The sequence below is a fragment of the Candidatus Filomicrobium marinum genome (assembly GCF_000981545.1).
Taxonomy (GTDB): Bacteria; Pseudomonadota; Alphaproteobacteria; order Rhizobiales; family Hyphomicrobiaceae; genus Filomicrobium; species Filomicrobium insigne.
Map to the genome: position 1 here is coordinate 701046 of NZ_LN829119.1, position 12188 is coordinate 713233.

The window sequence follows — 12188 nt, forward strand, 5'->3', positions numbered from 1 at the left end:
CCACTTGTCTCCTCCGCGCCAGCATCCGGCGCTGACTGTCTATTGCAGTCGAAACGTCAATTTCGCCGTCCCCAGGGTGATGACGTCGCCGTCCTTCAAGCGTTGCCGCCGAATCCTCTCTCCGTTGACGATGACGCCATTACCATCCGAACTGGATAAATCAGAAACGACATAACCAACATCTGCGGACCGACTTATGACCGCATGGTAACGATGCACGGTAGGATCGGTTAGTCGCACGTCGTTATCCTCCTCCCGGCCAATCCGAACCATCAGCGCACCGCTGAAGCGGAACTCCGAAACCTCCGCGTCAGACGTCTCCTGAATCTGCACAAACGCATCTCCTGGGACGATCACCCTGTGTGAATAGGGCGGTGGGTTAGTCGTCGGCAGCTTTTGCGCCGCCGGATATCGCACCGTTCGGTCGGGCTCGATGACACTCCCGGACCGCCGCAAAATCAAACCCGCAGCAACGAACAGCGGCACAATGACCACAAGGCTCAATCCCAACAGCAACGCTGGAGCCTGTCCATAGCCCTGACCAAGAAGATCACCAAAGTCGGAAGTCACGCGCTGCCACCAGCTCAGCAAATCACCCTGCCAATCGGCGGCGATATCCCAGATTGGCATTGAAACCTCGTTGGCGAGAGCCGAATCAGCCGCCAGCAATCTAGCGCTCAAAGCGATCACTGAGCACTGCCACGCCGTCTTGTTTATCCACAACAACGATCGTCGGAACCTCAAAAATGTCGGTATAGCCGTCAAACGGCGGCAACGATCCCCTGCCACTGTGGCATTCACTCCGACTTCATACGCAATTCCGCCCCGCACGTCCCCGTCCCCTCTTGGCCTTTCCGCCCAATCGCGTCAGTGTCAAACTTTATCCGTGCTACATGCATGCGCGCACGCGCGAACGCCACAATCGTGCTGCAAAGATGGCATGAGCAAGGTTTTACGCCTCGGAAAACTGGTGAAAGAATCGGCGCGTGTCATGTAAGACGATTATGGCATCGCCAATATCGGTAGACTGGACTTAACGGGGACGATGACCAACCTGATAGCGCTTCCAGATGGCACTGAGCTTGTCGGTGACTACAGGATAGAACGTGTGCTCGGAGCCGGCGGCTTCGGCATCACCTATCTTGCCGACGAGCTTGCGCTTGAGCGTCGCGTAACCATCAAGGAATATTTCCCCTCGGATTTTGCCGCCCGCGCCAATAGCATCAACGCGAGCCCGCGCTCGCAAGATTGCGATGGCGATTACCGTTGGGGGCTGGACCGCTTCATCGAAGAGGCCCAGACGCTCGCAAAATTCAACCACCCGCACATTGTGCGCGTGTACCGTTATTTCCGCGCGAACAACACTGCCTACATGGTTCTCCATTTCGAGGAGGGCCAAAGCCTTAAAAACTGGCTCAAAGGCCTCGGGCGCGCACCTCGCCAGAAAGAGCTGGATCGCATTCTGGAGCCGTTGCTCCAAGCGCTCGAACTCATTCACAAGGCGGATTTTCTCCATCGCGACATCGCGCCGGACAACATTATCATCCGCAAGGATGGCAACCCGGTTCTCATAGACTTTGGCTCAGCGCGCGGCGAAATCGCGAGTCATTCGAAGACGGTCTCCGCTCTCGTAAAGCCGGGCTACAGTCCCTATGAGCAATATGCTGAGACAAGCAGACAGCAGGGCCCTTGGACGGATATCTACGCCCTCGGCGCCACTCTCTACCATGCCGTTACAGGAAAGCGGCCTCCGGACGCGCCTTCGCGCATGGTCAACGACGAGTATATTCCTGCACGTCAGGCCGCACTTAGCTCCTATCGCACACGTTTTCTCCGCGCGATCGATGCCGCAATGGCCCTCAATATCGATGCTCGGCCACGTTCGATCGCAGCTTGGCGCGGCGAACTTCTCGCGCCCGATACCCCTCCTGCTCAGCGGGGTAGCTGGCTCTCGCGGGGTCGCGCCGCACAATCGAAAGAGGAAGCAGCCGAACGGGCCTTTGACGTGGTAACACCCGATCCCGGAATGCCTCCACCTCCGGACGCCCCAGGACCGCATGGTGGTATCCTTGATTTCGTAGACGGCTTGAAGCGCAAGCCGCTAGCTGAGGCGTTGGCGAATGTCGAGGCCGACAACCCTGCTGCCGATGAAGCCGATGCCGCTCCAGCCGAAATAAATGCAAACGAAGAAGCGGCTCAATCGCCTCTTGCCAAAACAGTAAAGCTGAACACGGCACCGCCCCCGCTGTTCGCAAAGAAAGCGAAGAAGGCGGCGCCACAAAAAGGCGCAGCAAGCAGTCGGCAGCGCAAGGAGCGCAAAGCCGCCGCACTTCCTGTGCCAGTGGAAACACGCAAACCCGCGCGTCCCCGCGCCAATCGTGCGGGCCGCTCGGGATGGGTCTCGCTCTTCCTCAAGCTCATTTTGGTTGGCGGGCTCGGAACAGGCGTGATTGCGGCACGCGATCAGTTTCCGGAAATCGACGTCGCGGCGTACCTGCCGTCCATGGGCGAACACAGCGCGGCAACAACAAAAAGCAGCACTCTCCCAAAGCCGCGACAACGACCTGAGACGACAGCATCCCTTCAACAGCGCCCTGCCGAAGACGATGGCCCTGCGAACCCGTTGCTCCAACAGCTCGTGGGTCACACCGGCGCTGTCACAGCGTTAGCGTACTCCCCCGGCGGCTACAGCATCGTATCTGCGGGTGCCGACGCGACGGTCCGAATTTGGAATGCCAGCAACGGCAGCCTCTCCCGTATCATTCCGATGGACCATGGAGCCGCCACATCAATTGCGTTACAGGGCGAGTACATCGCGACCGGACACGCGGACGGATACGTTGCGGTCTGGGACAAAACCTCGGGCCACAAGGTTGCTGACTTGCAGCGGAATGAAGCGAGCATTTGGTCGCTCGCGTTTACGAACGTGCCTGGTCGCCTGCTCGCAGCAGCACACGATTGGAAAGTTGCCCTATGGGATCTGCGCGCTCCAAGTAGTCCCGTCCACATCTTCGAAGGACACGAAAACGCGGTGCAGGCCATCGCCTTCGCACCCCAAGGCCCCTTTCTCGCCTCCGGCGGCGCCGACCGAACGGTCAAACTGTGGAACCTCAATACGCTCGATCTCGTACGCACCTACAGGCGGCACCCTGACTTCGTAACGGCCGTCAAGTTCTCTCCCGACGCATCAAGGGTTGCGTCCGCGACGCTCAACGGAGACATACGCCTCTGGTCGACCTCCTCCCAGAGGACCTACCGGCGGCTGCGTGGCCACAAAGATAGCGTCACGGCTTTGGCGTTTAGCGGTTCCGGCGGTCTACTAGCCTCCTCCAGCGCAGATGGAACCGTCCGCCTCTGGGACGTCGAACGCTCAAGAACAGTAAAGACCTTTGCAAGCCACCCCGGCGAAGTGACAGCCGTCGACTTTTCACCCGACGGAAGCCGCCTGATCAGTGCCGGCGACGATGGCAAAATCCGCGTTTGGATGGTCCCCCGCAGAACAGCGCAACGGTAAGCCGCTTTTAGGAGGCCGAATGAATGCAGGCGCCTCGTGTGAATCGGCTTCGAAAACCTGCAGCACAATCGGCAATACGGACCTGCACTTTAGCGGTGCTGGCGTTGTCTTTTCATCTCGCCACCTCCGCCTCAGGATCAACGGAGAGCAATACCCCAGGCTACGACATTGATCAGACGGGCTTCTCCCCACCCTGTCGTCTTAAACGCGGTGCGCTCCATACCGTTACCGATGTCGTTGATGCAGAAACCATCCGCCTCGATGATGGCCGTCTCGTCCGACTGATAGGAGCACGAACACCGGCCCCGTCCAGCACCGCCGCCGGATATCGAGAAACACTCCAAGAGCGTGCCGCAAGAGCTCTCACCGAACTCGTACTCGGTCACAGCGTACGTCTTTATTATCCCGCGATTGATCGCGACCGATACGGACGGACCCTGGCCCATGTGGTTCGAGAAGACAGCTCACAGGGACGCACGTGGGTCCAAAGGCATCTCGTCACCAACGGCCACGCGCGCACCTACGTGATACCGGGGAATGCCGAATGTGTTGATGCACTCGCTGAGGCCGAGAACCGGGCACGAAACGCCGGGCTTGGACTTTGGTCTCTCGCAGCCTACCGCCCCATTGCTTCATCGCGCACTGAGCATCTACGACGGCTCAAGGGAACATTCCAACTCGTTGAGGGACGCATAACAGGCGTAGGAAGCTCTCGCGGCAACGTTTATCTCAACTTCGGTCGAAATCGTCGCTTTGCCTTCACGGCATTCATTGCATGCGCATCACTAACCGGCCAACGCGACTGGGCCAAGGACCTCAAAACTCTAAAGGGTCGCCGCATCCGAGTACGCGGCTGGATCGAGATTCACAACGGCCCGCACATTGAGGTCACGCACCCGAACCAGATCGAACTCCTGAAAAAAGATCAATCGTGACAGATCGGGAGGACAAGGTCTGGCCTCAGCGGTCCCCAAAAAACAAAAGGCGCCGAACGTCTTTCACGTTCGGCGCCTTCTTGAATATCAACGAAGCGACCGCAACCTAACTTAGGCCGCACGAGTTTCCGCATCGGCAGCTTCTTCCTCAGCAGCCGCGCGACGGCTACGTGCGCTCTTGCTTAGCACGTCAGTGATGCGCTGAACTGCGCCGCGCTCATCGAGTTTCTCAACCGCCGCAATTTCACGTGCCATACGGTCGAGAGCATCTTCATAAAGCTGACGCTCTGAATACGACTGCTCGGGCTGCGCTTCCGACCGATAAAGGTCGCGCACAACCTCAGCGATAGAAACGAGGTCGCCTGAGTTGATCTTGGCGACATACTCCTGAGCACGGCGGCTCCACATCGTACGTTTGACGCGCGCACGGCCCTTCAGGATCTCCATCGCGCGTTTGACGATGCCATCATCCGAAAGCTTACGCATGCCAACAGATTCAAGCTTGCCAGTCGGCACCCGCAACGTCAGCTTCTCCTTCTCGAAGTTGATGACGAAGAGTTCGAGAGCAATGCCGGCAATTTCCTGCTCTTCGATGCCAATGATGCAGCCCACACCATGCGCTGGATAGACGACGTATTCGTTCGTCTTAAAGCCATGGCGCTGGCTCACAGACTTCTTCTGCTGATCACTCACGCGCGCAGCCGTCTGCACAGGCGCCTCTTTCGGAGCCGCCGGCTTCACAGGAGCGCTGATCTTCTTTGCTGCCTTCTCGGCAACCGAGGCGGCCACGCTGCGGGTAACGCTCACAGGGCTCGCTGATGATGCCTTCTTGGTAGAAGCAACAGCGGCCGAAACACGACCCTTGCTCGACGCTGTCGGGCTCACACGAGCCGCAGCAGCCTTATTGGTCGGCGCAACGGTAGCGCGTGGCTTTGCGGCCGTTGCAGACTTGCTCTTTGCAGTAGGCGCGGCAGCCTTAGCTGTCGATTTCTTGGAGGCGGAAGCAGCCGTCGAACCGCGGGTCGACTTTGGGCTCACGGGAGTTGACTTGCTGATCGACTTCGTTGCACTCTTGGCCTTACTTTTTGCGGGTGTCGCCTTGACCTCGACTTTGGTCTTTTTAGCCATTTGCATCGTCTCACTTTTTGCCACACACACGAGCCGTCCAAGAAACCACACGGACGGTATTGGACAGCGCCCTTGATATAAGGCGCCGCAAACAAGCCCCGGCGCTCGATTGTTCAAAATCGAACTCCAGGCAAATCAATAGGGGCCGATACTAGCCACTTGCGGGGCTACTCATCAGCCTGTCGGACACCATGGCCCTGCTGTACGGGGTTGTGTCTCGCAGCGATCGCGTTGTCGATGTTCGCATTTGTCCAGAAAATCGCCTCTTAACGATGCATGGACACTATATGTTCGCTACGGTTCCAGTTTTGTTCAGCTACGCCACTCGATAGATAATGTAACACAATCTTCACGGAAATAGAAGGGCCCGAACATTACTGTTGGTCAACGAAGGCCAAACGATAGTCTTAAGGCCCTGTTTTAACTGAGGAATTATGCTGGAACAATAAGATCCCCGACCTAGCCAGTAAGGCTTAAGGGCCAGTAGAAGATGGATCTATCAACGGCTCACGCCTCGTCAACGAGCGCGCAAAACACCTACCGAGCACCAAGAACAACCATAAGCGGCATCAATCGCCGTCACCGGGCTCCGAAGAGAAGTACTTCTCGAACTTGCCATCCTCATCCCGATGCTCCTCCGCTTCCGGAAGCGCATCCTTTTTGGAAGTGATGTTCGGCCATTTGTCAGCGTATTCCCGATTGACCTCGAGCCATTTCTCCAAGTGAGGCTCCGTGTCGGGCTTAATCGCGTCGACGGGGCATTCCGGTTCGCACACACCACAATCAATGCACTCGTCAGGGTGAATGACGAGCATATTTTCCCCTTCATAGAAGCAGTCTACCGGGCAAACCTCCACGCAATCCGTGAACTTGCATTTGATGCAGCTCTCATTAACAACGTAAGTCATGCGAGTGATCGTGCTCCGTATGGTCGTTTGTCGTGTTGCGCGCGTCTGAATATCAGAATTCACTTAACCGAATGCTTCGCTGGATCGAATCCGGCACCGCGATGCCCCGCTCTTAACCCACTCGATCCGTATGGACAAGGCGGCGGGTTTCAGAGGATGAATGCTGCTCTGTTAAAAGCGCTCATCCCACCGAGATCAAGATTCTCCACCTTTAAATCTGTCTAGCTGCCGTCGTTCTCTTTTTGTAGGCCGCCCCGCACCGGGCGTCCTCTCAACGGGGCTTGGTTCAAAATCCACCGGACTAGCTCCAGTTTTGCTCTCCGAAGAAATCGCGCTGCCAGACTGCGGCGTCAACTCTTCATAAAGAGTGCGTGCCTCGGTCGCAGGGCCACGCCGCAAACCCGGCTCCAGAACCTTGAGAATACGAACCTTCCGATGCACCGTCGCGGTAATCACATCTCCCACGCGAACCTGGTAGCTGGGCTTATCTGTCTTCGCTCGATTAACTCGGACTTTCCCGCCTTCAATGAGCGTGGCTGCAAGCGTGCGCGACTTTGTAACCCGCGCAAACCACAGCCACTTATCGAGCCTCTGCCCCGGTAAGGCAGCAGCCGAAGGCGTATCGGCTGTGTCCGGCCCGCTCATGTGTTCGGCTCATCTCCCTGCTTCTGCAAAGCCTCCTTAAGCGCGACCAGTGCCGCAAACGGAGAATCCGGATCGACCGAGCCGCCTTTACCTCGTGGGCTCGATGAATGAACTTCTGGCCTGCGGCGATCCTCACGGCCACGTCCACCTTCCCATTTGCCACGCTTGGGCCCGCGCCCGCGCCCGTCTCCGCGTGCCTGCCCCTCACGCCCATGAGACTTTTTACCGTCGCTCGAGCCGCGCCGATCGCCATGTTCGCCACTTTTCGGCTTGTCGGAATTAGCCCCTGCATGCTGCGCCCCCGCACCATTAGCAGCGCCCCCCGTAGAGGAGGTGGCATCATGCGCGCCCTCGCCGCCGGAACGATGCCGCCCGCGGCCACGTCGCCGGTCACGATGGCCACCATCATGGCTCCGATGATGCCGCTTGGGCCGCCAGATCTCGATGAACTCCGGCTCTCCCGAAGCTTCGGAAACCGGCGCCTCTGTGGCGGACTCCGATGGTGTATCCTCCTGGCTCGGTTCAGTTTGCACCGCTTCCGCAGCAACCTCTGCAGCATTCTCCGTCGTAGAGGCGACCAATTCTGCGCTGGTCTCCGCAGAATCCGGCGATGCGTCGATTTCTGAAGCAGGCGTCGCGACCGATTCCAAGGAGGCATCCGCGACATGCGTCGCCTCAGCCTCATCAGCTTCTGGCGACGTCTGCGCCGTCGGTGACGCCGAATCCGATTCAATCTCAGCTGCAACGCTCGCGCGTTTGACTTCCCGCCGTTCGGAACGGAAACCTAGGGCCTTCAGCACATTCCCGAGTTCATCCGGCGAACACCCAAGGATGGACATCATCTCTGGCGTCACCGTGAAACCACCGTCGCCAGTCGCCCCCTTCGGCGGGGTACGATCCGGCACGGCTTCCTCACCTTTGTTACGCCAAGCCAGGAGAGGACGGATCTGATCCGCGAGCCGCTCAAGTATATCAAGCCGCACGGCGCGAGGACCGCACACATGGAAACCATAAGCCCGATAGAAAGGCTCAGGCGTCGCAGCATCGGTCGGAATCGAGGTCAAACCGGCACGTGGCGCTACCGGCAAATTCGAACGGGTGATGCCATGCGCGTCACCGCTTTTCAGAACCCAAAGAGTGGCCGCCAATTCTGCTGCGGCCGGCTTCAAGAGCAGCGGCATATATATGTTGAAGGCACCGAAGCGCACGCCGTGGCGGCGCAATTGTGCGCGAGAGGTCTGATCAAGGGCTTTGACCTCATCAGCCACAAGCTCGCGCTTGAGAATGCCGAAGTTCTCCTTGAGCTGGAACGCGATACCGCGTGCGAGCCCGGTGATATCCTCAGCTTCCGCCATTTCGACCAGGGGCTTCAGCTTCTCGCGTACATGCTCGCTGATCCACGTATCAAGACGGGCCTGGATCTTCTCCTTATCCGGCGCACTCAGATGCTCATCGACCAGCAGATTGACGGTCGGGCGCAACTGATCTTCCGCCGCTTCGATCACCGCGACTTCTTGATCCCGCCACAAGATCCTGCCGTCGGGCGAGAGCGTGAAAGCATCAGGCTTAGCAGCTGCCACACGGCGCGCGCGCATCCCGAGCTCACGGGCCAGAACCTGCGCAGCAGCATGCCGAGTCGCCTTGGCATGGATGCCGTCAACCTGCGTCTCAGGAGAAAAGCGGAAGCCAACGAGGCGTCCGACATAATGATCTTCGACTTTAATAGTGCCGTCTTCAGCAATCTCGGCGTTCAACTCGTCTTTATCCCGCATACCCTTCATCAATGCACTCGTTCGCCGATCGACAAAACGTTGCGTCAGACATTCATGTAGTGCGTCCGACAGCTTGTCCTCGATCTCGCGCGTCCGCCCCTGCCAGTGCGCAGGGTCTTTCAACCAGTCCGAGCGATTGGAAACGAACGTCCAAGTCCGGATATGTGCAATCCGGTTGGCCAACGTGTCGATATCACCGTCTGTGCGATCAGCAAACTGAACTTGCTTGGCAAACCAGTCTTCGGGGATTTTTTCACCCGGCCCCATCAAATGCTTATAGATGACGCCTACCAATTCAGCGTGACTGCTACTGGAGATTTTGCGGTAATCTGGAACTTGGCAAACATCCCAGAGCTTCGCAACGGCAGCCGGCGCCTGAGCGAGCGCCACGACTTCCCGGTCGTTGGCAACTGCCTCAAGAGCTTCGACATCGTCAGCCATACGGGCCCGCGTGAGACGCCGTTCGCCTGGCACCTCTCGTAAGCTATCGCGCAATCGATCAACGCTTCCATAGTCGAGATTGCGCGTCCGCCACTGCAGAACCTTCACGGGATCGAAGGTGTGGGACTCGAGACGCTCAATAACGTCCGCATCGAACGGTTCAACCCCGGCCGTGACGCCAAAAGTACCGTCATTCATATGCCGGCCGGCGCGACCGGCGATCTGAGCCAGCTCCGATGGCGTCAGATTACGGTGGTTTTGACCGTCAAACTTGCGCACGGAGGCAAACGCAACGTGATCGACGTCCAGGTTGAGACCCATACCGATAGCATCGGTCGCCACCAGAAAATCCACATCGCCAGACTGATAGAGTTCCACTTGCGCATTACGCGTACGCGGCGAAAGAGCACCGAGAACGACCGCCGCGCCCCCACGTTGCCGCCGGATCAACTCCGCGATCGAATAAACTTCGCTGGCCGAAAACGCCACCACCGCCGAACGAGTTGGCAAGCGGGTAATTTTCTTTTCACCTGCATAAGTGAGCTTTGACAGGCGTGGCCGGGAGATAAAATTGGCACCGTCGATGAGATCCTGAATGCAGTCACGCATAGTTTGCGCGCCCAATAGCAGCGTCTCTTGGCGGCCCCGCGCATGCAGCAGCCGGTCGGTGAAAACATGCCCACGCTCAGGGTCGGCAGCGAGCTGAATTTCGTCAATCGCCAAAAAATCAACGTCGATATCACGCGGCATGGCTTCCACCGTGGAAACCCAATAGCGCGCGCGTTCGGGCTTGATCTTCTCTTCGCCCGTGATCAACGCGACGTTCTGGAAGCCAATACGATGGCCTATTTTATCGTAGACCTCGCGCGCAAGCAGCCGCAGCGGAAGCCCGATCATGCCACTAGCATGGCCAAGCATCCGTTCAATGGCGAGGTGGGTCTTACCCGTATTGGTCGGTCCCAAAACCGCCGTAACATGGCGGATTCGAGTTTCGAGGTTGCTGCCCATAGCAAGGGCCCTCCTGGATCGAGCCCGAAGAAACAGCGTCGTGAAACGGGCCGGTCCGAGTGGCATTGCATCACGGACGCGTCAAGATCAAGAACTACCTATCATGAGACGGCGCATTCCGCAGTAGGTGTTCCGTCTCTGCCCGTACTGTCTAGTGCGAAGAATTAAGTTACAAACCGCGTCAGCAACATGGCAATGGCAGCCTCCAAGGCTGCCATTCGTTGAGGACAATCACAATGCTGAAGTGATTACGAAGCGTATTTTAGTGCCCCAGCGCGATCCGTTCCCTATCCGAAATCCGGATATCGATCCGGTTGGATGAAAGTGTCACAGAGCCGGCAATCGTAGGAATACGGATCTCATAAGGCACATACAGGTTAGCACTTGGCACCGGGCGCAGGGTGACTTCGATACCCGTATTCTCAGCCATTTGCTCCGCTTCGCTGGGGCTGTAGCCCGCGATTGGAACATAGCGGACATTGCACACGATTGCGACGCCGGGCTGCCCCGACCGTCGGTTTTCGCGTATCAGCTCCTGCCGGCGATAGCTAAGTCGCAGATCGAAGCGCTGCTTGCCGTCGAAAACGGGGATCACGCGCTCGCAAGGGCCCTTATCGCCAACCGGGCGGGTCAGCGCCATAACTGCGGTCAAGGGATCAAGCGCGCCCTTAAGATGCTTTTTCTCGACCGGAACCGTATCTGCCTGATCAGGAATGGGCGGGACCAACGACACATTGGACACCCGATCCTTATTGAAACCAAGCTTAACCGACCCCGATCGGGAAGAGCTTTTGAATGTGAATGTATAGCCAGCGGGCTGCGGGTTGCGGCTACTAACCTTCCCCGACGCCCGGGTTAAACCGCGCCACTTGAAAGCCCCAAGCAACGCGGAAAGCTCAGCGTCTCCGTCGAGCACATAGCCGCGACCACTGATCGCCGACTGAAATTTAAAACTGCCGATATCGAAACCATTGAAGGTGATATTGTAGTCGGCGTTCACCTGGGCGGGCCATTCCCCGCCCGTGGCCTTAGCAGGTTCGGAGGTCACCGATCCCAGCGGCAGAGCATACAGGCCAAAAACGAACCCTGCGGCGATCAAGCCCTTGGTAGCAACCGACAATCGGCCACCATCACGCTTGCTTACAACTCTCAACGCACCACCTGCGGCACGGCACGAAACGCTTTTAAACATGACTCGTTCTTCCCATCGAACGCGGGCCTCACGACCACTAACCATAGGTAGCGAGGGTTTACGGCGACTGTTTGATGCTCGATTTTCGCCCAGACTTATTAAGAAAGCTCTGACGCACGCGTCATTTCGGAGCTAAAACTGCGTGAGGCTAACGCCGTTCCGCGTCACAAGGCGACTTGACGGAATTGCCCCACCTCCGGTATACGAGCCCGTCATGTTCCGCCGGTTCGCCGCGCGGGCCAAAGAATTTCGCCAAATCGCAGCGACGAATAAGACTGCGCGCCCCCAGCACACTAGGGTGGCTGCCGCAGTGAAGGAGCTTTTTAAGATGACCAGGCAATGCGAGCTGACGGGCAAGCTTCCGCTTTCGGGGCAGCTCCGCAGCCACGCCGAAAATAAGACGAAGCGCAAGTTCCGCCCGAACCTGTGCAGGGTCACCCTCATCAGCGACGTTTTGGGCCGCAGCTTCCGCCTTAAGGTCAGCGCACATGCGCTTAAGTCCGTGGAGCACCGTGGTGGCCTGGACGCCTTCCTGATGAAGGCACGTGACGAAGAGCTGTCAGACCGCTGTCTGAAGCTCAAGCGTGAAATCAAAAAGGCAAAGAAAAGCGCCGAAGGCGAAGCCGTCGCTGCTTAAAGCGGGCT

9 protein-coding genes are annotated in these 12188 nt (G+C 58.1%); 3 read left to right on the plus strand and 6 right to left on the minus strand.

Going from position 1 to position 12188, the window contains the following annotated elements; all coding sequences use genetic code 11:
- Positions 1–39: 39 nt before the first annotated feature.
- On the minus strand, positions 40–630 hold the full coding sequence (locus YBN1229_RS03440; protein WP_139165381.1) for an FHA domain-containing protein: 591 nt from the start codon (positions 628–630) through the stop codon (positions 40–42).
- A 415-nt stretch (positions 631–1045) separates the two neighbouring features.
- Between YBN1229_RS03440 and YBN1229_RS03445 the strand changes: the two genes are divergently transcribed.
- Positions 1046–3514, plus strand: a complete 2469-nt coding sequence (locus YBN1229_RS03445; protein ID WP_046476704.1) for a WD40 repeat domain-containing serine/threonine protein kinase — start codon at positions 1046–1048, stop codon at positions 3512–3514.
- Between the two features lie 23 nt (positions 3515–3537).
- On the plus strand, positions 3538–4449 hold the full coding sequence (locus YBN1229_RS03450; protein ID WP_082101003.1) for a thermonuclease family protein: 912 nt from the start codon (positions 3538–3540) through the stop codon (positions 4447–4449).
- 111 nt (positions 4450–4560) lie between these two features.
- Here the strand turns inward: YBN1229_RS03450 and YBN1229_RS03455 are convergent, their stop codons facing one another.
- The 5 genes from YBN1229_RS03455 to YBN1229_RS03475 all read right to left on the minus strand — a co-directional run bounded on the left by YBN1229_RS03455 (position 4561) and on the right by YBN1229_RS03475 (position 11543).
- On the minus strand, positions 4561–5577 hold the full coding sequence (locus YBN1229_RS03455; protein ID WP_046479901.1) for a CarD family transcriptional regulator: 1017 nt from the start codon (positions 5575–5577) through the stop codon (positions 4561–4563).
- Positions 5578–6146: 569 nt separating this feature from the next.
- On the minus strand, positions 6147–6485 hold the full coding sequence (fdxA, locus tag YBN1229_RS03460; protein ID WP_046476705.1) for a ferredoxin FdxA: 339 nt from the start codon (positions 6483–6485) through the stop codon (positions 6147–6149).
- 195 nt (positions 6486–6680) lie between these two features.
- Complete coding sequence (locus tag YBN1229_RS03465) at positions 6681–7130, minus strand: RNA-binding S4 domain-containing protein (protein WP_046476707.1); 450 nt, start codon at positions 7128–7130, stop codon at positions 6681–6683.
- Positions 7127–10351: a helicase-related protein gene (locus YBN1229_RS03470; protein ID WP_046476710.1), complete on the minus strand. Its 3225-nt coding sequence runs from the start codon at positions 10349–10351 to the stop codon at positions 7127–7129. Before YBN1229_RS03470 ends, YBN1229_RS03465 begins: the two co-directional genes overlap by 4 nt.
- A gap of 262 nt (positions 10352–10613) precedes the next feature.
- Positions 10614–11543, minus strand: a complete 930-nt coding sequence (locus YBN1229_RS03475; protein ID WP_052743664.1) for a DUF3108 domain-containing protein — start codon at positions 11541–11543, stop codon at positions 10614–10616.
- 328 nt (positions 11544–11871) lie between these two features.
- Here YBN1229_RS03475 and rpmB point away from each other — a divergent pair, with 328 nt between their 5' ends.
- Complete coding sequence (gene rpmB / locus YBN1229_RS03480; RefSeq protein ID WP_046479903.1) at positions 11872–12180, plus strand: 50S ribosomal protein L28; 309 nt, start codon at positions 11872–11874, stop codon at positions 12178–12180.
- Positions 12181–12188: the final 8 nt, after the last annotated feature.